The sequence below is a fragment of the Hephaestia sp. MAHUQ-44 genome, from assembly GCF_023806085.1.
Lineage (GTDB): Bacteria > Pseudomonadota > Alphaproteobacteria > Sphingomonadales > Sphingomonadaceae > Sphingomonas.
On record NZ_JAMSLX010000014.1, the window covers coordinates 46,316 to 70,765 of the forward strand.

Genomic DNA, 24,450 nt, shown 5'->3' on the forward strand with positions numbered 1-24,450 from the left:
CTCGGGCTCACAAAGGCTGACGATCTTGCGCGGAAAGCGCTTTCGCGGAACGGGCGATGCGCGCCTGTTCAGCAGGCGGGACAAGCCCCGCACCGGCGATCGGCTGCGTCGTGCTGAGCGCGGGCGCCGAGAAACGGACCGTCGGCGGCGGCGCATGATGGTCCGCCGTGACGTGTCCGGCGGCGGCGCGCATATCCTTCGCCATGATATCGTTCATGCAGGGCGCGCCCGGCGCAACGCACATGTTGAGTGCGGCGGTGTAGAGCCCCGGCTCGACGTCCGCAAAGCGCGTCACCGGCACATTTTCGCTCGGCTTGAGCAGATCGAGATAGGTCGCGCTGTCGAGGGTCCGGTCGCTGGCGCGCGCCTCGGCGATCCACCGATCGAACCCGCCGCCGGACAGGCCATGGAACTTGAAGCGCATCCCCGAGAAGCCCGCGCCCGAATAATTGGCCGAGAAGCCGTCATAGACACCGGGCGCGTTGATCACCGCGTGGAGCTTGGTTTCCATCCCCGGCATCGCGTAAATCTGGCCGGCGAGCGCGGGGATATAGAAGGAGTTCATCACCGACGAGGCGGTGATCTTGAACACGATCGGCCGATCGACCGGCGCGGCCATGTCGTTGACCGTCGCGACGCCATATTCGGGATAGAGGAACAGCCATTTCCAGTCGAGCGCGACCACCTCGACCTCAAGCGGCTTGACCGCGGGGTTGACCGCACGATCGCTCGCGATGCGCGAAATCGGGCGATACGGATCGAGCATATGCGTGCCCAGCCAGGTCACCGCCCCCAGACAGATGATGATCAGCAGCGGCACCGCCCAGATCACGAGTTCGAGCTTGGTCGAATGATCCCAATCGGGCGCGTAGGTCGCTTCCTTGTTCGACTCGCGATAGCGCCAGGCGAACCAGACGATCAGCACCATCACCGGGATGATGATTAGCAGCATCAGCACAACCGAGATGACAAGCAGGTCACGTTGCTGCGCCGCAACATCACCCGCAGGGGCGAGCACCACTGCACTACAGCCCGCGAGCAATGCTGAAACTCCGGTGATCGTCAGGGCTTTTGCGCAGGATTCCAGCCGGCGCGCGATAGCACATATCCGAATCATAGCTGCCGCTTACGCTCCTTCCTGTCACGTGCCCATTGGACAGTTTGTCCAATCCTGTTGCGAGTGCGAAGGTGGTATTCCGCCGCCCAATGGATCGTATTGCCCGCGCCGCGCGCTTGTGACCGTCGCCCGCGCGACCGAGTTGATGTAGAGGGTTATAGCATGAGCGCAGCCGCTTCCGATTCGCCATCGCTTGAGCGCGGCGGCCAGGTCGCCAACGCACGAGGCGCGCAGATCGCCCCGAGCGAGATCGCGATCGGCGTCATTATCGGGCGAACCTCCGAATTTTTCGATTTTTTCGTCTACGCGATCGCCTCGGTGCTGGTGTTCCCGGCCTATATCTTTCCGTTCGCCGATCCGCTGACGGGGACGCTCTATTCGTTCGCCTTGTTCGCGCTCGCCTTCGTCGCGCGGCCGTTCGGCACGCTGATCTTCATGTGGGTCGATCGCCATCACGGCCGCGGCACCAAGCTGACGATCGCGCTGTTCCTGCTTGGCGTGTCGACGGTGTCGGTGGCCTTCCTGCCGAGCTATGCCAACGCCGGGATAGCGACGATCATCCTGCTCGGGCTGCTCAGGATCGGCCAGGGCGTTGCGCTGGGCGGCGCGTGGGACGGGCTCGCCTCGTTGCTCGCGCTCAACGCGCCCGAAAACAAGCGCGGCTGGTATGCGATGGTGCCGCAACTGGGTGCGCCGCTCGGGCTGATCGTGGCCAGCGCATTGTTCGCCTATTTCGCGATGAACCTGTCGGCGGCCGATTTCCTGTCGTGGGGCTGGCGCTACCCGTTCTTCTGCGCGTTCGCGATCAACGTGGTCGCGCTGTTCGCGCGGCTGCGGATCGTCTCGACCCCCGATTTCGAGCGGCTGTTCGAGAGTCGCGAACTCCAGCCGTCGCGGGTGCGCGATACCGTCGCCAGGCAGGGCCGCACGATCGTGATCGGAGCGTTCGCGCCGCTCGCGAGCTTCGCGATGTTCCATATGGTGACGGTGTTCCCGCTGTCGTGGGTGTTCCTGTTCACCGGCGAGTCGCCCGCGCGCTTCCTGGTGATCGAGTCGGTCGCGGCCGCGTTCGGCGTGGTCGCGATCGTCGCCTCGGGCTACCTCGCCGATCGGTTCGGGCGGCGCAACCTGCTGGGCGCATCGGCGGCAGCGATCGCGGTGTTCAGCGGCTTCGCTCCCCAGTTGCTCGACATGGGCGACGTGGGCGAGATCACCTATATGATCGTCGGTTTCGTGCTGCTCGGACTATCGTTCGGCCAGTCCTCGGGGGTCGTCGCCTCGCACTTCGCGACGCCGTTCCGCTATACCGGCTCAGCGCTGACCTCGGACATCGCATGGCTGTTCGGCGCCGGGTTCGCGCCGTTCTGGGCGCTGGTGCTCGCGGCCTATTTCGGCATCCTCGCCGCCGGCCTCTATCTGCTCTCGGGCGCGATCGCGACGCTGGCGGTGCTGTGGATCAGCAAGACGCTGGCGGTCGACAACTTCCAGAAGAGTCAGGACTAAGCTCTAGGCTTCCCAGCCGCCGCCCAGCGCCTCGAACAGATCGATCTGATCGTCGGCAACCCGCGCATCGGCATCGGCGAGCGCGGCGCGCGCGTCGGCCAGCGTGCGTTCGGCATCGAGCAGATCGAGCGAATCGACCGAGCCCTGACGTTGCTGTGCGCGCGTGATCGTGGCGGCGCGTTCGGCCTGATCGTGCGCGGCCTTGAGCGACGCGCGCCGATCGAGATCATGGCCATAAGCCGATAACGCGGTCTCCGTCTCGCGCAGCGCGGTCAGCACGATGCCGTCGAAGCGCGCGAGCGCCGCCTGCGTCTCGGCCTCGGCCCCCGCGATCCGCGCGCGCGCGGCGCTCTGATTGGGAAACGACCAGTTGATCAACGGCCCCAGCAACCAGCGCAGCGGCCCGCCGCCGAAAACGTCACCCAGCGCATTGCCCGTCGAACCGAGCGACCCGCCGAGCGAGATGTGCGGATAGAGATCGGCGGTCGCGATCCCGATCCGCGCGGTTGCCGCCGCCAGCCGCCGCTCGGCGGCACGCACGTCGGGCCGCCGCGCGAGCAGTGCCTGACCGTCGCCGACCGGGATCGGCTGCGCGATGTCGAGCATCGTATCGCGCGCGCCGGCGATCGGCGGCAGCGCGGCCGGCGGCCGGCCGGTGAGCGTCGCGAGGCGAAACAGCGCCGCATCGCGCTGGGCCGCGATCGCGGGCACTTCGGCGGCACGCTGATCGCGCAACGCAGCGATCCGCGCGGTATCCAGCCCCGTCGCCAACCCGGCCGCATGGCGCGCCTGTGTCAGCGTCAGCGACTTGTCGAGCAGTTCGACCGTGTGCCGCGCGACCGCCAGCCGCGCCGCCGCCGAGGCGGCATCGGCATAAGCGCGCGTGGTATCGGCAACGACGAGCACGCGCACCGCATCGGCATCGGCGCGTGCGGCATCGACATCGCCCGACGCTGCCTCGACCCCGCGTGCGACGCGGCCGAAAAGATCGACCTCATAGGCCACGTCGAGCCCGGTATCGATCGCCCAATCCTCGCGCCTGGCGCCCGCCGCGCGCTGGCCTGCGGGCAACCGGCCATAGGTGCTGCTCGCGCCGATATTGGTCTGCGGCAGCAGGTCGACACGCGCGGCCTTCAGCCCGGCACGCGCGCGGGCGATGTTGGCGATCGCGACGCGCAGATCGGTGTTGGCAGCGAGCGCATCGCCGACCAGCCCGTCGAGCACCGGATCGTCGTAGAGTCGCCACCAATGCCCGGCCACCGGTGCAGTCGAGACCGCGGGGCTGGCGGTGGTGATGAAGGGGCCGGACGCCGTCGCGGGTGGGTGGGGTGCGACATAGTCCGGCCCCACCGCGCACGCGGCAAGCGCGAGCGCGGATAGCGAGGTCGTGAAACTTCGGATCATCATCGATACTCCTATTCGGCCGGGAGCAGTGCCGGATCGACGTCGTGGCGCGGGCGCCGGCGTGCCATCCGGTCGCCGAGCGCGCGGCAGACGACGTAGAAGGTGGGGGTGAAGATCAGCCCGAAGCCGGTGACACCGAGCATCCCGAAGAACACCGCGGTGCCCAGCGCCTGACGCAGTTCCGCCCCTGCCCCGCTGGCGATCAGCAACGGCACCGATCCGAGGACGAACGCAAAGCTCGTCATCAGGATCGGCCGCAACCGATCGCGCGCGGCGCGCACCGCCGCCTCGATCGGCGACAGCCCGTCGTCCTGCTCGGCCTGCCGGGCGAACTCGACCACCAGGATCGCGTTCTTGGCCGCGAGCGCGATCAACACGACCAGCCCGATCTGGGTCAGGACATTATTGTCCATCCCCCGCAGGTTGACGCCGATCATCGCCGCCAACAGGCACATCGGCACGATCAGGATGATCGCCAGCGGCAGCACGACACTTTCATATTGTGCGGCGAGCACGAGGAAGACGAACACCACGGCCAGCGCGAACACGATTCCCGCGGTGTTGCCCGCCGATTTCTGCTGGAAGGCGATCCCGGTCCATTCGTGGCCATAGCCCGAGGGCAGGACCGTATCGGCGACCTTCTCCATCGTCGTCAGCGAGGCGCCCGACGAATAGCCCGGCGCGGTATCGCCATCGACCGCAACCGCCGGGTGCAGGTTGTAGCGCGTGACGCGATACGGCCCGGTCTTGCTGTCGAAGGTCGCGACCGACCCGATCGGCACCATCGCCCCTGTCGTCGAGCGCGTCTTGAGATCGGCGATATCGGCTTCGGTCGCGCGGTGCGCGGCATCGGCCTGCGCGGTGACGCGATAGGTGCGCCCGAGCAGGTTGAAATCGTTGACGTACGCCGAGCCGAGATAGACCTGGAGCGCCTCGAACACCTGGGCAGGCGGCACCCCCAGCATATCGGCCTTGCGGCGATCGATATCGGCGAAGATGCGCGGGGTCGCGGTGTTGAAGAAGGTGTAGACCTGTTGCAGCCCCGCGGTCTGATTGGCCTTGCCGATCACCCCGAACGCCTGCTTGCCGAGCGCCTCATAGCCCTGATCGCCGAGATCCTCGACCATCAGCCGATAGCCGCCCGCCGAGCCGATCCCCTGGATCAGCGGCGGCGGCACGATCATCAGCCGCGCTTCGTTGATGTCGGCGGTCGCCTTTTGCGCCGCGGCCATGATGTCGGCAAAGCTGACGCCGAGTTGTTCGCGCTTTTCAAACGATTCGAGCGGGATATAGGCAGCGGCCGCATTGGGGGCGAGCGTCTGCGACGGGCCGTCGAAGCCCGCGAGCATCACCGCGCCCTTGACACCGGGAATCGGCAGGATGCGCTTGGCCACCTTCTGCATCACCGCATCGGTGCGATCGAGCGACGAGCCCGGCGGCAATTGGATGACGGTGAGGAAATAGCCCTGATCCTGCGCCGGGATGAAGCCCGAGGGCGTCACCCAGAACAGCCCGATCGTCGCGGCGATGAGGCCGGCATAGGCCACCATCATCCGCTTGGGCCGCGTGACCAGCCGGCGCGTCAGCCGGGCATAGCCGTCGCTCAGCCGCTCGAAGCCGCGATTGAAGGCATCGCCGGCGCGATGCAGCGCGCGCACGATGGCGTGGCGTTCACCACGACGGTCGTTGGGCTTGAGCAGCAGCGCCGCGAGCGCGGGCGACAGCGTGAGCGACAGGATCAGCGAGATCACCGTCGCGGTCGCGATCGTTACCGCGAACTGCTGGTAGAACGCGCCCGAAAGCCCGGTAAGAAACAAGGTCGGCACGAACACCGCGCACAGCACCAGCACGATCGCGATCAACGCCGCCGACACCTCGTCCATCGACGCCTTGGCCGCCTCCAGCGCGGAAAGCCCGCGTTCGAGGTTGCGTTCGACATTCTCGACCACGACGATCGCGTCATCGACCACCACGCCGATTGCCAGCACCATGCCGAACAGCGACAGATTGTTGAGCGAGTAGCCGAAGGCCGCGAGCACGAGGCAGCTACCGATCAGCGAGACCGGAATCGCCACCACCGGGATCACCGCCGCGCGCCATTTCTGCAAGAAAACGATGATCACCAGCACGACGAGAAGCATCGCCTCGAACAGCGTGTGCATCACCGCGTCGACCGACTGCGAGATGAATTCGGTGGGGTTGTAGATGACCCGATAGCCAAGCCCCTTGGGGAAGGATTTGGCGAGGCTATCCATCTCGGCCTGCACCGCCTCGGCGGCGGCGAGCGCGTTCGATCCGGGGCGCTGGAACACCGCCATGATCACCGTCGGCTTGCCCGAGAGATAGGTATTCGAGGCGTAATCGTCAGCGCCGAGTTCGACGCGCGCCACATCCGACACGCGAACCTGATGGCCGTCCGCATCGGTGCGCACGATGATGTCGCCGAACTGCGCGGGATCGCTGAAGCGACCCTGCGCCTCGACGTTGAGCTGGAAGGCATTGCCCTGCGCATAAGGCGGCGCGCCGAGCGTGCCCGCCGCGACCTGCACATTCTGCGCGCGGAGTGCCGAGACGATGTCGCCCGCGGTCAGGTTCAGCGCGGCGGCACGGCCGGGATCGATCCACACCCGCATCGCATAATCGCGCGCACCGAACAGCCGCACGTCGCCCACCCCGTCGATCCGGGTCAGCCGGTCGCGGATCTGCGTCAGCGCGTAATTGGAGATGTAGCTGCGATCGAGCGACTCGTCGGACGAGACCAGATTGACCACCATCAGGAAGTCGGGCGACGTCTTCTGCGTCACCACCCCCATCCGGCGCACCTCCTCGGGCAGGGTCGGCAGCGCGATCGCGACGCGGTTCTGCACCAGCACCTGCGCCTCGTCGAGATCGGTGCCGATCTTGAACGTGACGGTGATCCTCAGCCTGCCGTCGCCGGTCGATTCGGACGACATGTAGAGCATGTTGTCGACGCCGTTGATCTGCTGCTCGATCGGCGCCGCCACCGTCTCGGCGACGGTCTGCGCGGTGGCGCCGGGATAGGTCGCCGACACCGTTACAGTCGGCGGTACAATATCCGGATATTGCGACACCGGCAGCCCGAGATAGGCGATGCCGCCGACGATCGTGATGAGAATCGCGATCACGCCAGCGAAGATCGGCCGCGTGATGAAGAAGCGTGAGAGGCGCATATGCCTGCTCCTGAACAAAGGGGCCTGTCAGCCCGCGTTTCGATCCCATTCCCGTTCGCTCGGAGGCTTGTCGAAGAGCCGTTTCAGCCCGAACGCAGAAGGGGGATGAAGATGCCTAGTTCGCCGCGAAGGTCGCCTGACCGGTCGTGGGATCGGCGCGCGGCGGCGGCGCCGGATCGGCGGCGGGAACGATCCTGCCCGGCTTGGTCAGCACCTTGCTGCCCGGCGGCGCGAGTTCGGGATCGCTGATGATCACGCGATCATGCTCGCCAAGGCCGGAGCGGATGACGCGCAACCCTTGCACCACCGGCCCCAGCTCGACCGGCCTGGCCTGCGCGGTGCCGTCCTTGCCGACCACGACCACCAGCTTGCGCGCCTGATCGGTCTTGATCGCGGCATCGGGGACGAGCAGCGCGCGCGTCGCGCCGCCGTTCGACAGCCGGGCATTGCCGAACATGCCGGGGGTGAGGAACAGCTCGGGATTGTCGACCACCGCGCGGACGCGGATCGTGCCCGAGCGCGGATCGAGTCCGTTGTCGGTGAAATCGAGCCGCCCCTTCCAGCGATAGGCGGGTTCGTCCTGCAGCTTGACCTCGACCGGCGAGCCGGCGTCGCCCGCCTGTTCGGCGCGCTTCGCCTTGAGGAACAGCGCTTCGGACGCGTCGAAGCTGAAATAGATCGGATCGAGCGCGTTGATCGTCGTCAGCAGCGTCGCGGCAGCCCCCTCACCGCCCGCGACCAGATTGCCCGCATCGATCCGCCGGTCGGAAACCCGCCCGCCGATCGGCGCGCGTACTTGGGTGAAACTCAGATCCAGCGCCCGCGCGCGGACGGCCGCCTCGGCCCCCGCCAGTGTGGCCAGCGCGGCCTGCTGTTTCGCGCGGAGTTGGTCGACGTCGCTCTGCGACACCGCATCAATATCAACGAGCGGCAGCGTCCGGTTGAGATTGGCGCGCGCGAGGTTCAGATCGCTTTTGGCACTTGCCAGCCGCGCATTCGCCTCGGCCAGCGCGGCGGCAAACGGCCGTGGATCGATCGTGAACAGCAAATCGCCCTTGCGGACCACCGCGCCGTCGCGGAAATGCACGCCGGTGATCGCCCCCGAGACGCGCGGGCGTACCTCGACCGTCTTCGACGCTTCGAAGCGCCCGACATAATCGTCCCACAGGTCGATCGAGCGTTCGAGCGGCGCCGCGATCGTAACGGTCGGCAGCGGCGGCGCGGCGAGCGCCGGATTGCCGCGATGCGTGATCGAATAACCGCCCCAGGCAACAATCGCCAACGGCACGCCGATCAGCAGGCCGCGGCGCCAGGGCCGAGCGGTGGCGGATGTCTCGAGCGCTTGCGCATCGGCGCGCCCGATCTTGGTCAACATGTTCATCGCGTGCCTCGCTGATAGGCGATTCGGGCGCCTGGTGAAGCGCCCGAAATCGACGCGAACGAACCCTCGCGATCGTCCGACCGATGGCTCGGCCGGGCCCCGCGGCATCCGTTCGAAAATTGAATTACTCGCGTGCGCGAGCCAGTCCCGTCCTAGCGGCCCTGTCGGTTCACCAGATCGCGACCACGACTGATGCTCGCGAGCACCAATTCATATTGCGGCATCGAAAAGCCGGCGCGTTTAAATGCCTGAATTTCTGAGGAATGGATCGCATATCCGCGATGCCAGGCGATCACCGCCAGCCGCCGCAGCGCCTCGAGCCGACCATCGGCAAGCGCGGGATTGCGCCGAGTGCCGAACAGCTTGCCCATCGCGGTCGCGACACGCCCCGGACGGCCGATGCTCGACAGCTTTTCCTTCTGCGCAAGCGCGACGACCGACCATTCGAGCGGCGACAACCGGGCCGGCACATCGTCCGCAACCGGCGCGATGCCGCGGCTTGCAAGCATGGCGTCATGTGGATCGGAGAAATTGAGATAGGCCATGGGGTGTCTCCCTGATCGAGCGTCAGCGGGCACAAATCCGCCGTGCACCAAAGCGGCCCGTTCACGGCCGCCCGGCGATAAAGTGCACAAATCTTCCGTCGCGGGCGCCACGCGCCCACGTCAGCATGTCGCAACTGTCGAATGCGATCGGCCGCTACATCGCCAATCGTGGCGTTACCGGAACGCGGACTCGCTTTCGCCGCCGCGTGTCCTCAGCACTGTCCACCTCCTATGACGGTGGCAATGCCGATACCCTAACCCCTTCGCTGTTCCATACTGACCGGTATATAAATCGGCGATGAACAGCGTCAAGGGGCTTTCTGTACCGATCGATAATTATTTTGTCGAGCGCCGTATTCAGCGCCCCGGCCACATCGCCAGGCTGGTCGCGACAACGCGTTCGAGATCGGCATGGCTCGCGCCTGCCCCGGCCTGGATCGTCATCCCCTGCATCACCGCGAACAAATGGCCGGTCAGCCCGGCGATATCGACCGACTCGGGAAGGTCACCTTCGGCCTTGGCGCGTTCGAACCGGGCGACCAGCGCCTTGTGCGACGAGGCGCGCCGCGAGATCACCTCGGCGCGGATCGGCTCGGCCTCGGTGCCGCACGCGACCGAACTGATCACGCCAAGGCAGCCCTTGGGGCCTTGCTCGCTGCATTGATTGGCCATCACACCGCGCAACAGCCGCTCCGCGACCCCGCGCGATGTCGGCGCATCGAGCGCGCAATGCATATAGGCGAGCTTTTCCTGTTCGTAGAGATCGAGCGCCTTGCAGAACAAGGCCTCCTTGTTGCCGAACGCGGCATAAAGGCTGGGGCGCGTGATCCCCATCGCCTCGGTCAGGTCGGTCAGCGAAGCGCCTTCATAGCCCTTGCTCCAGAACACGCCGAGCGCCGCGGCGAGCGCGTCGCCAACGTCGAATTCCCGGGGCCGTCCCTTGGTCGGCGTCGCCATCTCGATTTCCATAATGACCGGTATATAAGTATTCGGCGGCAGTCGTCCAGCCACCGCCTTCGTCCCTGAACATCCGGCCGCAACCGCGCAACCCTATGCCGGCACGAAACCGATCCGGATCAGGCCCGTACGATGCCGCCGCATCCGCGCCGTCCACGGCGTCGACGCCGCGGCCTTCCACGCTGCGCCGCGTACCACATCGAGGTCACGCAGATGATAGGTCGCAAGATAGCGGGGCGTATCCGCATCGCTGCGGAACCGCCGCGCCGCAATTACCCCGTCGACCGCGGCGATGCGGGGCAAATGCTCGGTATCGTACCAGTCGTTGAACTCATCCTCGTGCGCCGCGTCGATATCCATCTGGTTCAACAACAAACCCTGCGCCTCCACCGGCGCAAGCGCGGCACGGTCGCCCAGTTGCACACCCGCCCAGACACGCCCGGCGCCGGAGGTGCCCAAGTGCAGCCGCGACGCGGCATCGCACAGCAGCAATTGGCGCGGCGCATCCGCCGCCGCGCCCGGCGCCAGGCCCTGTTCGACCCAGCGCCTGGCGGCGAGGATTCGCGACCCGCCGGTGTCGACCGGCAGATGAGCGGCCCCTTCCGTCACGCCCAGCGCATAGGTCAGCCACATAGCGCTTCCCCGCTCAATCGGCGAAGGCGCGCGTGTAGAGCTTGCGGCAATTGCCTTCGTAGATCTTCGCCCGATCAGCGTCGCTCAGCCAGCCGATGCCGTCGATCACCTGCTTGAGATCATCAAGTTGATGCCCCCAGGCCGGGTTGAACACCGACGCCGTTCCCGGCCGCTCGGTGCCGAACAGGCAATTATCCGGCCCGCAGATGCGGAATAGCAGGTCGAGCCCTTCTTCTGAATAGATGCATGTATCGAAATAGAGCCGCTTGAGTTTGGCATCGAAATCCTGATCGCGGCGGATATGGCCCGCACGGAAGCGCCCGATCTGATACGGAATCGCGCCGCCGCCATGCGAAATGACGATCTTGAGCGTCGGAAAATCCTCGAACACGCGCGATCCCAGCAGCGACATGATCGCGATGCTGCCTTCGTTGATGAACTTCAGCGTGTACGATTCGCGCGGATGGCAACAGCCCGCCGAATGCACCAGCACGGGAATGTCGAGCGCGCAGATTTTCTCGTACAACGGATACCAGAATTCGTCGCCCAGCCCCGGCGGGGGCGGCCCATCGCCTTCCATCGGATCGGGATTGAGCAGGCAGCCGACGAAGCCCAGTTCGTTGACCGCGCGATCGAGCTCCTCGATGCACGCGGCCGGGCTGGTGTCGCGGAACTGGGGCAGACCGGCAATGCCGCGAAACCGGTCCGGCGCCGCGCGTACATGGGCGTGGATCAGGTCGTTATTGTAGCGCGCCCAGGTCAGCGGCACGCTCGCCGGGCTCAGCGAATGCATTTGCAGATAGGGACGCGGCGACAGGAACTGCATGTCGGTCCCCACTTCGTCCATCTGCGTCAGCAGGCCCTGGACGGTCTTGGCGATCACCTCCTCGGACGGCAGCTTGGCCATCGATTTGGGATTGTTGCGACTGCCCGTAAGCGTCGCCATGATCCGGTAGGACGCGCTGTCCAGAACGACATGGGCGTGCGAGTCGATAATCATAGGGCCTCCTTGGCGATCGCGAGAACTTCAAGCTGGACGAGAACGGCACCGCGCAGGTCCATCAACTGGACGTGCCGGGCGGGCCGCTTCGACGGATCGGGATAGGCTTCGAGCCACGGCGGATTGATCGCGCCGCGATCCTCCTCGCGCTTCACGTAGATGGTGAACCGGACGACATCGCCCAGATCCATCCCGGCCTCGGCCAGCACCAGCGCGAGATTGCGAAAACAATTCGCCGCCTGGCCGGCCGCGTCGGGCGGCATCTCGCCGGTCGTGGCGTCGCGGCCCATGATCCCCGAGGTCGCCAGCAGCGGCCCGACCCGGCAGGCAAGCGGGATCGGCGCGGAATGGCCGATCTTGTCGATCGTGATACTCTTCTGGCGCATGACAGGTCTCTCAGTTCCACTCGGCAAAGGCGATGCCGGTCCCGGTGCCCGCGGGTGTGCGGTAGCAGGGCATATAATCGTGCCAGCGCATCTCGAGATGCTCGACCGCGCCGGCGGTGCAGATCCAGTTGCGGATCTCCGAACTGCCCGAATTGAGCTTGGCGCGATCGATCGTGCACAGCGCCTCGGCATCCTTGCGCGCCATGGCATCGAGCAGATCGCGATCGAGCTCCTCGTCGACGACGAAATGGCTGAGGCCGCCCGAGGCGATGACGCCCACCCGCTGGTCGCCCGGATAATTCTCGACAGCGGCACGGATCGCACGGCCGAGCTGATAGCAGCGCCGCGGCGTGGGCTGGTTGGGCGGATAGTAAGTGTTGAGGCAGATCGGCACGATCGGCAGCGCCATGCTGCGGCCCATCAGGCGGGTATGGATGAAACCGAAGGCATGGCCTTCGCCGACGCCATCGGCCAGCCGATCCGAGGTCGAGATGTCGAATTCCCGATCGACAAGCTCGGCGATCAGATGGCGCGCAAGCCCGGCATCGACCGGATAGTCGCGCACCCCCTCCGCCTCATAATAACCGCCACGCGCGCGCTGGAACCAGGCGACTTTGTTCGGTTTCTCGATGTGACGCGGCACGTTGCGGATCGTCTCGCCATAATAGACGAGAATGCTCGGCAGATTGTCCTCGTGATAGAGTTCCTTCTGATCGTCGCCCACGACGATCAGCGCATCGAGTTGCGCGGCCTCGATCGCACGGCGCGTGCGTTCCATACCCGCCAGCGACGCAGCGTAGCGCTCGCGCAGCCGATCGGGTGCGATCAGATCGGCGATGTCGGCAGGCGCACGCGCCAGCAACTCGGCATAGCTGGTCGGCGCCCCGCTCTTGTCGCGGAAGCTGCCGGCGGCATCGCGCTCGGCGAACCGCTCCCAGTCTTCCTCCTCGGTGTTGAGCATGGGCGTGTGCGAGACGCCAAAGCCATGAGTCAATCGTGCCATATCGAATATCCTGTTCCGTGGCGTCGTCGCCGATTGTCCGATTCCCGCCCTAATCTGCCGCTGCTGCCGCTGCCGCTCCCCCCGCCCGGCGCCGGGTGCTGAGCACCAGCAGCGTGACGAACGGAACCGCCGCGAAGGCCGCGAACACCAGATACGATCCCCACAGCTCGATGCCTGCGCCTAGCAAGATCCCACCGATCACCGGCCCGATGACGGCCCCCAACCGGCCGAAACCGACCACGCCGCCGACGCCGGTGCTGCGGACCAGCGCCGGATATTGACGCGAGGTCACGATCATCAGGCCGCTGAAGCCGCCCAGGGTGAAGAAGCTGATCAGCGTCGCGAAGGCGAACATGCCGATCACGTTCGGCGCGCTCAGGCCGAACGCGGCCAGCGTCACCGCCGAACCGGCGAAATAATAAGCGGTGAGGCGCATCGGTTCGCGGCGGCTCGACAACAACCCCATGCTGAGATTGCCGGCGATCGCCCCGGTGCCGGTGAAGAAGCCGCTGGAGATGGCCAGATTGGTCGCGACTCCGGCTTCCGCCAGCACGTGCGGGGTCCAGTTGAGATGGTAATAGCCCACGACCGCATAGCCGATCGACGCCGCCCAGAGCAGCAGCGTCGGCCGCCGGAACTCGGTATCGAGCAGGCTGAGGACACCGAGACTGGTTTTCACTTTCGCCGTTTTCCGCGGCAGTGCCGTGAGCGGCGCCCGGCCGATCCGGGCGAAGATGCGGTTGATCCGCTCCAGCGCGCGGCGCGGCTGCGACTCCATCAGGAACTCAACCGATTCGGGCAGGAGAAACAGCCCGACCACGAAGATCACGGCGTTCATCGCCGCGCCGAACAGGAAGAACGAGCGCCAGCCATAAGGCTCGGCGAGCCCGGCTGCGATCAACCCCATCAGGCTGACGCCGACCGCGAAGCCGATATGCAGCACCGCGATGAAGAAATTGCCCCAGCGCTTGTTGGTATATTCGACCACCGTCACCGTCAGGCTCGCGAGCAGGGCGCCCAGCCCGACGCCGGTGAGCAGCCGCGTCACCGCCAGCATCGGAACGCTGGTGCTGATGCCGGTCAGCAGCATCGCGACGGCGCCCCCACCCACCGCCGACAGCACGATGATCCGGCGGCCGAACCGATCCGCGAGCGGCGCCACGAAAAAGGCACCGATGGCCATCCCCACCGGCGCGGCTCCAAATACGATGCCAAGTACTTCGGGGCGGATGCCCCATTCTTTCGCGAGGAGCGGCGCGGCATAGGCCATCGCAACGATATCAGCACCGTCGGCGACGTTGATGACGCAGCACAACGCGACGATCACGAACTGGAACGCGGTCATCGGCGCGTCGGCCATCACCCTGGAGCCACTGTCTCCCGCGTTTCTCGCCATGCCCTGCTCCCGGAAAGTTCGTAGTTATAGCTTATTGATACTTTCGCTATCACCGGCTAGCATCCAGCGCAAGCATGTCGTCGGCGCCAGGGTGCCAGATCACGGCATCACGCGGCGCCAACCGGGGAGGGAGATACCGATGGACGAAAACGGGACAAGGCCGGATCGGCGCGATCTGTTGCGGGCCGGCGCCGTGATCGCGGCCGGCGCGATGTCGGGGGCCGGCCTCGCCGCCGTCGCCGAAGCAGGCCAGCCGCGAATCATCAAGACGCTGACCTTCATGGTGCGCAAGCCGGGCACCACGCATGAAGAGTTCATGCGCTACTGGCTCGACGTCCATGCCCCGATGGCGCTGAAGGTGCCGGGGATGCGCGGCATGATCTGCAACGAGATCACCAGCGCGTCGAACGGCAATCTCGCGATCTCCAGCGGCGCCAGCGTCATGATCGATGGCGTGGCCGAATCGTGGAAGGAGGAGACCAGTTCACTCCAGAATCCCGCCGCGCCCGAAGCCGCCAAGGCCTGGTACGCCGACGGCCCGATCTTCGTCGGGCAGATCAAGGGCTTTCGCGTCCGCGAGAATGTCTTCGTCCGCCCCAGGCGCGGCGGCACGGGGCTGATCGCCTTGCTCAAACGCAAGCCCGAACAGTCGCATGCCCAATTCGCCGATCATTGGCTGAACGTCCACGGACCGATGGCGCACGAGGTTCCCGAAGTGGCAGGGCTGATCCTCAACGAGGTGACATCGGAAGCCCGGCGCAGCGACATCCCCCCGCTGACCGGCTTCGGCGAGATCGACGGCATCGCGCAATCCTTCCGCCACGACATGGATGCGCCGCTCTCTCCCCAGCGCGAACGCTGGTATGCCGACGGCCAGGCGAGCATCGGCGAAGCCATCGGCTATCGCACGCGCGAACATGTCATCATCCAACCCAGCTGACGGAATTGTCATGACCGATTCGCTCATCACCCGCCTCGGGCAGCTCGACACGTGCTGCGTCTCGGATGCCTGCGACCAACTTGGCCTGCCTCCGGCCGTGACCGGCATCGCGCCGCAATCGGCCCGGCGCCGCATTGCCGGCCGCGTCGTTACCGTCACGCTCGCGGCCGGAACGCCCCCCTCCGGGTCAAGCCGGCATCTCTGCACCTCGGCGATCGAGCGCGCGGGCGCAGGCGACGTCGTCGTCGTCGAGCAGCGCACCGGCATCGATGCCGCCGGTTGGGGCGGTATCCTGTCCAACGCCGCAGCCATGCGGGGGCTGTCGGGCGTGATCGTCGACGGCCCGGCGCGCGACATCGACGAAGCCGCCGAGCTGGAATTCCCGGTCTACAGCCGATCGCGCACCTGCCGTACCGCGCGGGGCCGCATCTACGAGACCGCATCGGGCGCGCCGGTGACGATCGGCGACAGCCAGGTGAACGAAGGCGACTATGTCCTCGCCGACGGCAGCGGCGTGGTGTTCGTTCCCGCCGATCGGATCGACGCGGTGCTGGACGCCGCCGACCGGATCAACGCCCGCGAGGCGGCCATGACCGTCGCGGTCCGCGCGGGTGAGCCCGTCAGCCAGGTGATGGGCGCAAGCTACGAACAGATGCTGACCAAGGGAGCCGCCGCATGAGCGATACCAATGTGAAGCGTGCGGGTCGTCTCGATACCGCCACGATCAGCGACGCCATGGACAAGCTGGGCATCGCCGGCCAGTGTTTAGGGATCAAGCCGCTTTCGCCCGATTTCCGGTTCGCCGGGCGCGCGGTGACGTTCCGCTATACCGCCGCCGCCAAGCCCGCGGGCAGCGTCGGCGACTATATCGACGATGTCCCGCCGGGCAGCGTGATCGTGCTCGACAATGGCGGGCGCGAGGATGCGACCGTCTGGGGCGATATCCTGACCTCGGTCGCGCATCGCCGCGGCGTTGCGGGGACGCTGATCGACGGCGCCTGCCGCGACACCGATCTCGCGCGGTCGCTCGGCTATCCGGTGTTCAGCCGCAGCTACTCGATGCGCACGGGCAAGGATCGGGTTCAGCTCGAAGCCGCCGACACGATCGTCACGATCGGCGCGGCACGCGTCGCGCCGGGTGATCTGGTGCGCGGCGACGCCGACGGCGCGGTCGTGCTCCCCCGGCAGCATGAGGAAGCGATCCTCGAGACGGCCGAAGCGATCGAGCACGCCGAAACCGCCATCCGGGCAGCGCTCGATCGCGGCCTGCGCCTCGACGAGGCGCGGCGCGCGCACAATTACCACGCGCTGCAGCGGCGCGAGCAGGAATAGCCCGGCGCTCAGCCGCCCGCTTCGCGCCTGATCTCCTCGTCATGCTGCCCCAACAGCGGCGGCGCGCGGTCGTAGCTGACGGGGGCGTTGGCGAAGCGTAGCGGGCTGGCGACCATCGGCAGCGATCCGGCGGTGGGGTGATCGAGATGGACGAGCATCCCGCGATGTGCGACCTGCGCATCGGCCAGCGCATCGGGCACGGTGTTGATCGGCGCGCACGGCACGCCCGCCTGCTCGAGGCGCTGCACCCACCCCGCCATGTCATCGGCGGCGAGCGCAGCGATGATCTCGGGGAGCAGCGCCGCCTGATGCTGCACGCGCCCGCCATTGGTGACGAAGCGCGGGTCCTCGGCAAGGTCGGGCCGCGCGATCGCCTCGCAGAATTTGGCATATTGCCCGTCATTGCCGACCACCACCACGACATGCCCGTCGCGGCAGGGAAACACATCCTGCGGCTGGATATTGGGATGCTTGTTGCCCGCGCGGCGCGGCGGCGTGCCCGAGACGAGGTAGTTCATCGCCTGATTGGCGAGCGAGCCCACCATCACGTCGAGCATGGCGAGGTCGATATAGTCGCCCTTTCCCGTCTCCGCCCGGCGCGCGAGCCCCGCCAGCACGCCGATCGCGGCGTACATGCCCGTCATCAGATCGACCACCGGGATGCCGACCTTCTGCGGGCCCGCGCCGGGATAGCCATCGGCTTCGCCGGTCACGCTCATCAGCCCGCCCATCGCCTGGATCATGAAATCATACGCCGCGTGCCCGGCGCGCGGGCCGGTCTGGCCGAAGCCGGTGATCGAGCAATAGACGAGACGCGGCTGGAGCGCGGCGAGATCGGCATAGCCGAGCCCCCATTTCGCCAGCGCGCCGGTCTTGTAATTCTCCAGCACCACATCCGAACTGGCCGCGAGCGCGCGGACCAGCGCCTGCCCCTCGGGCGTCGCAAGGTCCGCCTGAACCGAGCGCTTGCCGCGATTGGCGGCGAGGAAATAGCCCGCGTCGCCTTTACCCCCCTCCTTCCCCGCGATGAAGGGCGGGCCCCAATGGCGCGTATCGTCACCCACGCCGGGCCGTTCGACCTTGATCACATCGGCGCCGAGATCCGCGAGGATCTGAGCGGCAAAGGGGCCGGCGAGAACCCGGCTGAGATCGAGGACACGGATATGACTGAGCGGTCCGGACACGGGAGATACCCTTTCGGTGAGAAGAAAAGTTCAGGCATCGAGCGCGAGGCGCGTCGCCCGCGATGACGGGCGGTCCTCGAACCGCCGATGCCAGGCGGCGAGCGCGGCGCGCCCGCGGCGCCAATCGAGATCGGGAAAGCGCAGATCGAGATAGGCCAGCGCGCAACCGATCCCGACATGGCCGAGATCGGGCGCGTCGGGGAAACCGGCCGCATCGCGCTCGAGCCGGTCCAGCGCGGTCGCAGCCTTCACCGCATAAGCGGCGTGGACCTCCGCACGTTGCGCGGCGGGCGGGCGCAACCGCTCCTGCCGCCAGAACAGCAGCGCATCGAGCATGCCATCGGCCAACGCCTGCCGCTGCAGCACGGCGAAGCGCGCGGCACCGGACGGCGGCAGCAACGCCGGGCGCGGCGCGAGCGTGAGCAGATAATCGCAGATGAGCACCGAATCGGTCATCAGCCGACCATCGGCCAGCACGATGGCGGGGATCGTGCCCAGCGGGTTCTCGGCCATATAGGCACGGTTGGGATGCAGCCGATCGACCATGGTGCGGATTCGCTCGACCCGATCGACGAGGCCGCATTCGACCAGCACGATCATCACCTTGCGCACGAACGGGGATTTGGGCGACCAGTGGATCGCCACCGGCGGCGGCAAGTCGGCCGGAACCGCTGGCGGGGCCGACCCCGATACTGGCGACACGACGGGCAAAGCGGGCTCCTGCATGAGAACGCGTGCCCAAGGATTAAGCCAGTTCGATTTAATGTGCTAGTATAATAACCTTTATGCTGACATGCTGCCCTCGGCGGCAAGCGCCAGAGCACGCCGCCTTCGGCAATGACTTGGAATGGAATCCAGCTTGTCTTACGTCTCTCCTATGAGCCCACACCCCATCCCTGCGGAAGCCGGCCCGCTGGACGACGATGCCACCGGCATTCCGCGCTATCTCCAGCTGAGCACGCTGTTCCGCAGGATGATCGAATCGGGCCAATGGCAAACCGGCGACCAGATTCCGACGGTGGAGGAACTCGCCGCCGAATATGGCGTCGCGCGCGCGACTGTCCGCCAAGCGCTCGGGCGGCTCGATGCCGACGGACTGATCGCCCGGTTCCGGGCCAAGGGCACCTTCGTTACCTACAAGCCGCAGGAACAATTGTGGTGCGAAGTCGAGACCGACTGGTCGGGGCTCCTGCTGTCGCGGCCGGGGGCGACGATCGAACTGATGTCCGATGAAGCCGGGCAGCAACCTCCTGTCTTCCTGCAACCGGTCGGCGAACGGGCGCGCAGCTATCGCCGATTCAAACGGCGGCACTGGCGCGGCGGCAAGCCGTTCCTGATTGCCTATACCTATCTCGACGAAGCGTTGTGCAAGCGCGTGAAGCAAGAGGATCTGGAAACCAAGACGACGCTGAGCCTGCTCAACAGCATCCGCGGCGTCAAACTGGGCGAAGTGCGCCAGACGCTGACGATCGGCGCGGCGGACGTGGTCACCGCACGCGAACTCGAAATCCCGCTCAACGTGCCCGTCGCCTACGTCCATCGCTCGGCGCTGGACAGCGCCGGCAAGCTGGTGATGGTCACCGACGGCACCTATCGCGGCGATATCGTCCGGCTCGACATGAAGCTGCGCTAGAGCATTTTCAAGTCAGGCGGGCTCACCTGACGACTCGGAAAATGCGGAAAACGAAAGACAATTGGAGCATATCCCGATTCAACCTAATCGGGATATGCTCCAGGCAGCCCACATTCATTTCAGCCGTCACCCGGCAAACATTCGAATCCAGGGACGTAAGCGACGGCACGCGCGGCCGAACCTCGGCGTTCGCCGCCATAACGCCCCCGACCCGATCCCTCGACAGAATCTGTCGACAAAGTCCATAAACCTGTCCTATATGATGTTTCATGTGACGGCGGCCGTGTCGTCGCGCGCAAACCGTCATGGCGCGCCTTCCACATCGGAAGCGCGATCGAGTGGAGATTCTCGGTGCCCCGCATTCCGTTTCCGCAAGTCGAGACGATGACGCCAGCGCAGCGCAAAGTATATGACGACGTCGTCGGCGGCCCGCGCGGGATGATGGTGGGCCCGCTACGCGCAGCGCTGCACAACCCCGAACTTGCCGATCTGTGGCAGCAGTTCGGCGCGCTGCTTCGCTATCGCACGTCGCTCGATCCGCGCCACAGCGAACTGGCGATCCTTGTCACCGCGCGGGCATGGACCTGCCCGTTCGAATGGGTGCAGCACGAGGCGCCCGCGCTTGCCGCCGGGCTCACGCGCGACATGCTCGACGCCCTCCGTCATGGCCGCCGCCCCGTGTTCGAGCGCGAGGACGATGCGGCGGTCCACGATTTTGCCGAGGAACTTCAGCGCGAACGCACCGTCGGCAACGCGGCCTATGCCGCCGCGCTCGATGTCCTCGGCGTTGCCGGCGTCGTCGAGCTCACCGCGCTGATCGGCTATTACACGCTCGTCGCGATGACGCTCAACGCGCATGCCTTCGACCTGCCAGCCGGCACCACCGATCCATTCAAGGGAGTGACTGCATGACTGCCATCCGTCGTGAGATTATGGGCGCCGTGGCGCGCGTGACCATCGACAAGCCGCCGGTGAACGCCATCACGCTGGCCGATTACGCCGCGCTCGCCGAGACCTTCGACGCGATCGGCAAGGACGACAGCATTCATTGCGTCGTCTTCACCGCCGCCGGCACCAAGGCATTCTGCGCGGGCAAGGATCTGCACGAATTCGTGACCGCGCGGCTGGAGGACGACGAAGCGAATGCCGTCATCGTCCGCGAGGCCTTTGCCGCGATCCGCCATTGTGCAGTGCCGGTCATCGCCGCGGTCAATGGCCCCGCGCTCGGCGCCGGCTGCGTGCTCGCCGCGGTTGCCGATATCCGCATGGCGTCCCCCGCCGCGACCTTCGGCCTGCCCGAGGTCAATATCGGCCGCTGCGGGGGCACCGCGCATGTCGGCCGGCTGATCAGCCAGGGACTGCTGCGGCGCATGGTCTTCACCGGACGCGCGATCACCGCCGAACAGGCCCTCACGGCAGGGTTGATCGACGAGATCGTCGACGCCGACAAGTTGCTCGACGCCGCACACGCATTGGCGGACGAGATCGCCAAAAAGTCGCCGCTGGGGCTACGGCTCGGCAAGCAATCGATGAACGCCGCCGAATTCCTGCCGGTCGACGAGGGCTATGTCCTCGAACAGGGCTACAGCACCAAATTGATGGCGACCGAGGATGCCCGCGAGGCGGTCCGCGCCGTGGTCGAGAAGCGCGCGCCGGTCTTCAAGGGGCGCTGAGCCGCTGATCCGCTCCTTCGGCACGCCGAAGGAGCGGCCGTTCTCCCGGCCGAACGCTTCGCTTTAATTGGGCGGCGCGATGAAGGCATGCTCGATCATCGCATAGCGGAGGAAGCTGCCGAAATTGGCCGCACCATCGGCCAGCCATGCCCGCCGCGCCGGCGAATCGGGCGTGAGGTCACCCGGATCAGGCGACAGCCAGCTCGTCCCGATGATGTCGATCTCGCCGATGCCGGGCACCGGCGGAATCGCGGGCATCTGCGGCCGTCGCACGATCTCGGACAGGACATAGCCGCGCAAGCCCGGCACCTCGCGTGACAGCGGGCCGTGCACGTCGAGCACATGGCGCACAAAATCCTCGTGCGTGGTGCCGGGCTTGCGCGAGATCAGCGTCATCACCTTGAGCCCACCGCGCTGCGGCGGCACGAAGACATGCTCGCGCGTGGCATAGAGATTGATCGCGCCGATATAGGTCGGCGCCGCGGCGAGCCAGTCGCGCACCTTCGGATTCTCGCGCGCCTGCGCGGCACGGTCGATACCCGGCGGCTGCCAGGATTCGGTGATGCCGTCGAGCATCGGCGGCAGCGGCGCCCCCGGCCGTCGGCCCGGATCGGCAACCGGCTCACCGAGCACGAACCCCCGCAGGCCCGGCACATCGCGCGCGCCGGGGCCGTGCTCGCCCAGCCAGCGCGCGTTGAATTGCGCACGCGACAGCCCCGGCTTGCGCACGATCAGCGAGATCGACTTGCTCAGTGTATCGGTATCGACCTCAGTCGCGGGCATGGCGGGGGCTCCGGCTGCGAGCACGGGGATCGCCGGCACCGTAGCGGCCATGGCGAGAAAGTTGCGGCGATCGATCATGGCATAAAAACCTAAAGTATGATCTATAGACAGTCAAGGAGAGGCAGGATGGGGACTGGCGATGGATTGCGTGGATCGAACCTTCTCGCGCCGGGCGCTGCTCGGCGCCGCGGCGGGCCTGTCGGCAAGTCTTGCCATGGCACGCGCGGCCATGGCTGAGCCTATCGCTCCCCCGCGCGAACTGCCGCATTTCAAATGCACCCAGTTCATCCGGCGTGCGCCCAGCCTGTCCGCCGAAGCGCTGCTCGATCATTGGCACCAGCATCGCGCCCCGCTTCTGCGCCGGCTGCCGGGATTGACCGGACTCACCTTCAACACCGTCAACCGGCAGAGATCGCCCGACGCGCCCTATGACGCGGTGATCGAGCTCTGGTTCGCGAACGCCGCCGCTTATGCCCATGCGGTCGATGCCGCCGATCCTGATCTGATCGACGCGCTGGCCCGCGATCGCCCCGCTTTCATACAGGACGATTTTCTGGGCCTCTTCTCGCGCGAGGTGATCGTGCGGCCGGTGCCGCCACAGGCCGGGCGGCCGCGCGCGAAGCGCATCGGGCTGGTGGGTCGCCAGCCGGGCACGCCCCGCGACCGGTTTTTCGACGAATGGGTCCACCACCATGCCCCGGCCGCCGACAGCCAGCCCGGACTCGAAGGCTATGTCCTCAACCTGCGCGCGCAGGATCGCTTCCTCGATGCCCCCTGGGACGGTTATGCCGAATTGTGGTGGCCGGACTGGGATGCCTTCGAAGCAGCGAGCCGCGCGATCCGGAGCAGCGTCGGCGCGCGGCTGGGGTTCTTCCACAGCCACCTGCTGCTCTATCTCGACGAGCATGAGGAAATCGCTCCGCCCGGCCGGGAGACGGCAAACGGCTAGAGGCGATGCGGTTCTGATGGAACCGGATCGCCTCTAGATTATCTTTTGTTTGCCGTTATTTCCGGGTCGCCAGATGATTCCATCTGGCTTGAAACCACTCTAAGCCGGCGCGTGCCGTTCCGCACCGCGCCGGGTGAAGCCGATCATGATCGCGACGGCACCGACGCCACACACCGCCGCATAGACCGGATAGACAAAGCTCCGGTCGAGCCCCATCGCGAGCAACGCACCACCGAGATACGGGCCGGCGATCGCCCCGAACCGGCCGACGCCGATCGTGAAGCCCACGCCGGTAGTCCTGAACTCGGGCGGGTAGAAGCGCGTGCTGGTGATGACGACACCCGTGAAGGTCGCCTCGATCGCGAACAGCGCGAGCCCCGCGACCGCCAGCAGCAGCACCGGCTCCGCCTCGACGACGCCGAAGAGGACGAGGCTGGCCGCACAGAGCATGAAGCTCGCGCAGGTCGCCCGCCGCGCGCCCACCGTGGCCGCGACCGTCCCCATCAGCAGCGCGCCGAGAATCGCGGCGCCGCCGGTCACAATCCCGCTGGCGATCGCCAGTTCGGGCGTCACCCCCGCCAGCACCAGAATTTGCGGCTTCCACTGCGTCAGGAAATAGCTGACGAAATAGCGCGAGAACGCCGCCAGCCACAGCAACAGCGTCAACGTGCGATATCGGGGCGCGAGGATGGTGTGCAGCAACCCGGCACGGCGCTTGCCTTCCGCCTCGCGCGGCGGCAGCGCATCGAGCGGCGGCTCGCCGAGCCGGGCCAGCAGGATATTGGCGCGCGCCAGCGCATTGCGCGGTTGGCGGGTCAGCAGGAAATTGAGCGACTCCGGCAGCAGCCAGAAGGCAACGATCGTCAGCACGAGGCTCACCAGCCCGGCGAAGATGAAAATCGCCTGCCAGCCGAACGGGCCGATCAGCAGCGCCCCCACCGCGGCCCCCAGCATCGCGCCGATCGCGAAGCCGACATGAACGAGCGCGAGGAAGATGTTGCCGCGCCGCTCGGTCGAGAATTCGACCACCATCACGCTCAACGACGGCACCAGCGCGCCAATACCCAGCCCGGTAACGAAGCGCAGCAGCAGCAGCAACTCGACCGAATGGATGAACGCGGTCGCAAGCATCGAGAGACTGTTGGCCGCCACCGCGCCGAGGATAATCGTCCGCCGCCCGACGCGATCGGCCTGTGGGGCGATGAACAGCGCACCACACACCAGCCCCGCCGCGCCGACGCTGAAGACGAGCCCCATCGCGCGCGCGCCCACGCCCCATTCGCGCAGGATCGACGGTGCGGCGTACGCGACCGAGGAGGTATCGAGCCCGTCCGAGATGTTGATCAGGACGCACAGGACGAGGGTGATGATCTGCCACCGCCGCAGCGGCCCGGCCTCGACGGCCTTGCGAACGCCGGCATGCCTCGTGTCAGCCATCTC

The 24,450-nt window shown here is 66.6% G+C and carries 23 protein-coding genes; 8 read left to right on the forward strand and 15 right to left on the reverse strand.

The genetic code is table 11. The features are described 5' to 3' along the window. Positions 1–7: 7 nt before the first annotated feature. Positions 8–1,117, reverse strand: coding sequence for a ubiquinol oxidase subunit II (gene cyoA, locus NFE57_RS13730; protein ID WP_252136162.1), 1,110 nt, complete (start codon positions 1,115–1,117; stop codon positions 8–10). Positions 1,118–1,279: 162 nt separating this feature from the next. Between cyoA and NFE57_RS13735 the strand changes: the two genes are divergently transcribed. Beyond that, positions 1,280–2,620 carry an MFS transporter gene (locus NFE57_RS13735; RefSeq protein ID WP_252136163.1) on the forward strand — a complete coding sequence of 447 codons (1,341 nt, stop codon included), beginning with the start codon at positions 1,280–1,282 and terminating at the stop codon, positions 2,618–2,620. A 3-nt stretch (positions 2,621–2,623) separates the two neighbouring features. Here NFE57_RS13735 and NFE57_RS13740 read toward each other — a convergent pair whose 3' ends face one another. From NFE57_RS13740 to NFE57_RS13785, 10 genes are all read right to left on the reverse strand, one after another. Then, the gene (locus NFE57_RS13740; RefSeq protein ID WP_252136164.1) at positions 2,624–4,027 is read right to left on the reverse strand and encodes an efflux transporter outer membrane subunit; all 1,404 of its coding nucleotides are present in this window, start codon (positions 4,025–4,027) and stop codon (positions 2,624–2,626) included. 8 nt (positions 4,028–4,035) lie between these two features. Further along, positions 4,036–7,215, reverse strand: a complete 3,180-nt coding sequence (locus NFE57_RS13745) for an efflux RND transporter permease subunit (RefSeq protein WP_252136165.1) — start codon at positions 7,213–7,215, stop codon at positions 4,036–4,038. Between the two features lie 115 nt (positions 7,216–7,330). After that, a complete protein-coding gene (locus NFE57_RS13750; protein WP_252136166.1) occupies positions 7,331–8,596 on the reverse strand; it encodes an efflux RND transporter periplasmic adaptor subunit in 1,266 nt (421 codons plus the stop codon). 152 nt (positions 8,597–8,748) lie between these two features. Then, entirely contained in the window at positions 8,749–9,141 is a 393-nt protein-coding gene (locus NFE57_RS13755) for a hypothetical protein (RefSeq protein ID WP_252136167.1), read from the reverse strand. Positions 9,142–9,498: 357 nt separating this feature from the next. Continuing rightward, positions 9,499–10,098: a TetR/AcrR family transcriptional regulator gene (locus NFE57_RS13760; RefSeq protein WP_252136168.1), complete on the reverse strand. Its 600-nt coding sequence runs from the start codon at positions 10,096–10,098 to the stop codon at positions 9,499–9,501. A gap of 93 nt (positions 10,099–10,191) precedes the next feature. Continuing rightward, positions 10,192–10,731, reverse strand: coding sequence for a DUF4286 family protein (locus NFE57_RS13765; protein WP_252136169.1), 540 nt, complete (start codon positions 10,729–10,731; stop codon positions 10,192–10,194). A gap of 13 nt (positions 10,732–10,744) precedes the next feature. Beyond that, the gene (locus NFE57_RS13770) at positions 10,745–11,731 is read right to left on the reverse strand and encodes an amidohydrolase family protein (protein ID WP_252136170.1); all 987 of its coding nucleotides are present in this window, start codon (positions 11,729–11,731) and stop codon (positions 10,745–10,747) included. Further along, a complete protein-coding gene (locus NFE57_RS13775) occupies positions 11,728–12,117 on the reverse strand; it encodes a RidA family protein (RefSeq protein ID WP_252136171.1) in 390 nt (129 codons plus the stop codon). Before NFE57_RS13775 ends, NFE57_RS13770 begins: the two co-directional genes overlap by 4 nt. A 10-nt stretch (positions 12,118–12,127) precedes the next feature. Then, entirely contained in the window at positions 12,128–13,120 is a 993-nt protein-coding gene (locus NFE57_RS13780) for a DODA-type extradiol aromatic ring-opening family dioxygenase (RefSeq protein ID WP_252136172.1), read from the reverse strand. A 49-nt stretch (positions 13,121–13,169) separates the two neighbouring features. Next, complete coding sequence (locus NFE57_RS13785; protein ID WP_252136173.1) at positions 13,170–14,516, reverse strand: MFS transporter; 1,347 nt, start codon at positions 14,514–14,516, stop codon at positions 13,170–13,172. A 139-nt stretch (positions 14,517–14,655) separates the two neighbouring features. Here NFE57_RS13785 and NFE57_RS13790 point away from each other — a divergent pair, with 139 nt between their 5' ends. Genes NFE57_RS13790 through NFE57_RS13800 form a run of 3 tightly spaced genes read left to right on the forward strand, consistent with a single transcriptional unit; the run spans position 14,656 to position 16,788 of the window. Continuing rightward, entirely contained in the window at positions 14,656–15,456 is an 801-nt protein-coding gene (locus NFE57_RS13790) for an EthD domain-containing protein (RefSeq protein ID WP_252136174.1), read from the forward strand. 10 nt (positions 15,457–15,466) lie between these two features. Next, positions 15,467–16,135, forward strand: coding sequence for an RraA family protein (locus NFE57_RS13795; RefSeq protein ID WP_252136175.1), 669 nt, complete (start codon positions 15,467–15,469; stop codon positions 16,133–16,135). Continuing rightward, on the forward strand, positions 16,132–16,788 hold the full coding sequence (locus NFE57_RS13800; RefSeq protein WP_252136176.1) for an RraA family protein: 657 nt from the start codon (positions 16,132–16,134) through the stop codon (positions 16,786–16,788). Before NFE57_RS13795 ends, NFE57_RS13800 begins: the two co-directional genes overlap by 4 nt. Positions 16,789–16,796: 8 nt before the next feature. On the opposite strand, the gene NFE57_RS13805 is transcribed toward NFE57_RS13800, so the two are convergent. Further along, entirely contained in the window at positions 16,797–17,972 is a 1,176-nt protein-coding gene (locus tag NFE57_RS13805) for a CaiB/BaiF CoA transferase family protein (RefSeq protein ID WP_252136177.1), read from the reverse strand. A 30-nt stretch (positions 17,973–18,002) separates the two neighbouring features. Beyond that, complete coding sequence (locus tag NFE57_RS13810; protein ID WP_252136201.1) at positions 18,003–18,674, reverse strand: glutathione S-transferase family protein; 672 nt, start codon at positions 18,672–18,674, stop codon at positions 18,003–18,005. 175 nt (positions 18,675–18,849) lie between these two features. On the opposite strand from NFE57_RS13810, the gene NFE57_RS13815 reads away from it, so the two are divergent. The 3 genes from NFE57_RS13815 to NFE57_RS13825 all read left to right on the forward strand — a co-directional run bounded on the left by NFE57_RS13815 (position 18,850) and on the right by NFE57_RS13825 (position 21,278). Further along, positions 18,850–19,605, forward strand: a complete 756-nt coding sequence (locus NFE57_RS13815) for a GntR family transcriptional regulator (RefSeq protein ID WP_252136178.1) — start codon at positions 18,850–18,852, stop codon at positions 19,603–19,605. Positions 19,606–19,956: 351 nt separating this feature from the next. Further along, positions 19,957–20,517, forward strand: a complete 561-nt coding sequence (locus NFE57_RS13820; RefSeq protein WP_252136179.1) for a carboxymuconolactone decarboxylase family protein — start codon at positions 19,957–19,959, stop codon at positions 20,515–20,517. Further along, the gene (locus NFE57_RS13825) at positions 20,514–21,278 is read left to right on the forward strand and encodes an enoyl-CoA hydratase-related protein (RefSeq protein WP_252136180.1); all 765 of its coding nucleotides are present in this window, start codon (positions 20,514–20,516) and stop codon (positions 21,276–21,278) included. The genes NFE57_RS13820 and NFE57_RS13825 overlap by 4 nt, the downstream gene beginning before the upstream one ends. Positions 21,279–21,341: 63 nt before the next feature. Here the strand turns inward: NFE57_RS13825 and NFE57_RS13830 are convergent, their stop codons facing one another. Continuing rightward, positions 21,342–22,061, reverse strand: a complete 720-nt coding sequence (locus tag NFE57_RS13830; protein WP_252136181.1) for an EthD domain-containing protein — start codon at positions 22,059–22,061, stop codon at positions 21,342–21,344. A 229-nt stretch (positions 22,062–22,290) separates the two neighbouring features. On the opposite strand from NFE57_RS13830, the gene NFE57_RS13835 reads away from it, so the two are divergent. Next, the gene (locus tag NFE57_RS13835) at positions 22,291–23,010 is read left to right on the forward strand and encodes an EthD family reductase (protein WP_252136182.1); all 720 of its coding nucleotides are present in this window, start codon (positions 22,291–22,293) and stop codon (positions 23,008–23,010) included. Between the two features lie 99 nt (positions 23,011–23,109). On the opposite strand, the gene NFE57_RS13840 is transcribed toward NFE57_RS13835, so the two are convergent. Then, positions 23,110–24,447, reverse strand: coding sequence for an MFS transporter (locus tag NFE57_RS13840; RefSeq protein WP_252136183.1), 1,338 nt, complete (start codon positions 24,445–24,447; stop codon positions 23,110–23,112). Positions 24,448–24,450 lie beyond the last annotated feature (3 nt).

Bases quoted from the DNA above. Each gene is read 5' to 3' on its own strand.
- NFE57_RS13790 (WP_252136174.1), top strand. From the start codon at position 14,656: ATGGACGAAAACGGGACAAGGCCGGATCGGCGCGATCTGTTGCGGGCC.
- NFE57_RS13830 (WP_252136181.1), bottom strand. From the start codon at position 22,061: ATGCCCGCGACTGAGGTCGATACCGATACACTGAGCAAGTCGATCTCG.
- NFE57_RS13840 (WP_252136183.1), bottom strand. From the start codon at position 24,447: ATGGCTGACACGAGGCATGCCGGCGTTCGCAAGGCCGTCGAGGCCGGG.
- NFE57_RS13765 (WP_252136169.1), bottom strand. From the start codon at position 10,731: ATGTGGCTGACCTATGCGCTGGGCGTGACGGAAGGGGCCGCTCATCTG.
- NFE57_RS13795 (WP_252136175.1), top strand. From the start codon at position 15,467: ATGACCGATTCGCTCATCACCCGCCTCGGGCAGCTCGACACGTGCTGC.
- NFE57_RS13800 (WP_252136176.1), top strand. From the start codon at position 16,132: ATGAGCGATACCAATGTGAAGCGTGCGGGTCGTCTCGATACCGCCACG.
- NFE57_RS13750 (WP_252136166.1), bottom strand. From the start codon at position 8,596: ATGAACATGTTGACCAAGATCGGGCGCGCCGATGCGCAAGCGCTCGAG.
- NFE57_RS13785 (WP_252136173.1), bottom strand. From the start codon at position 14,516: ATGGCGAGAAACGCGGGAGACAGTGGCTCCAGGGTGATGGCCGACGCG.
- NFE57_RS13735 (WP_252136163.1), top strand. From the start codon at position 1,280: ATGAGCGCAGCCGCTTCCGATTCGCCATCGCTTGAGCGCGGCGGCCAG.
- cyoA (WP_252136162.1), bottom strand. From the start codon at position 1,117: ATGATTCGGATATGTGCTATCGCGCGCCGGCTGGAATCCTGCGCAAAA.
- NFE57_RS13835 (WP_252136182.1), top strand. From the start codon at position 22,291: ATGGCTGAGCCTATCGCTCCCCCGCGCGAACTGCCGCATTTCAAATGC.
- NFE57_RS13815 (WP_252136178.1), top strand. From the start codon at position 18,850: ATGAGCCCACACCCCATCCCTGCGGAAGCCGGCCCGCTGGACGACGAT.
- NFE57_RS13755 (WP_252136167.1), bottom strand. From the start codon at position 9,141: ATGGCCTATCTCAATTTCTCCGATCCACATGACGCCATGCTTGCAAGC.
- NFE57_RS13740 (WP_252136164.1), bottom strand. From the start codon at position 4,027: ATGATGATCCGAAGTTTCACGACCTCGCTATCCGCGCTCGCGCTTGCC.
- NFE57_RS13775 (WP_252136171.1), bottom strand. From the start codon at position 12,117: ATGCGCCAGAAGAGTATCACGATCGACAAGATCGGCCATTCCGCGCCG.
- NFE57_RS13770 (WP_252136170.1), bottom strand. From the start codon at position 11,731: ATGATTATCGACTCGCACGCCCATGTCGTTCTGGACAGCGCGTCCTAC.
- NFE57_RS13825 (WP_252136180.1), top strand. From the start codon at position 20,514: ATGACTGCCATCCGTCGTGAGATTATGGGCGCCGTGGCGCGCGTGACC.
- NFE57_RS13780 (WP_252136172.1), bottom strand. From the start codon at position 13,120: ATGGCACGATTGACTCATGGCTTTGGCGTCTCGCACACGCCCATGCTC.
- NFE57_RS13760 (WP_252136168.1), bottom strand. From the start codon at position 10,098: ATGGCGACGCCGACCAAGGGACGGCCCCGGGAATTCGACGTTGGCGAC.
- NFE57_RS13745 (WP_252136165.1), bottom strand. From the start codon at position 7,215: ATGCGCCTCTCACGCTTCTTCATCACGCGGCCGATCTTCGCTGGCGTG.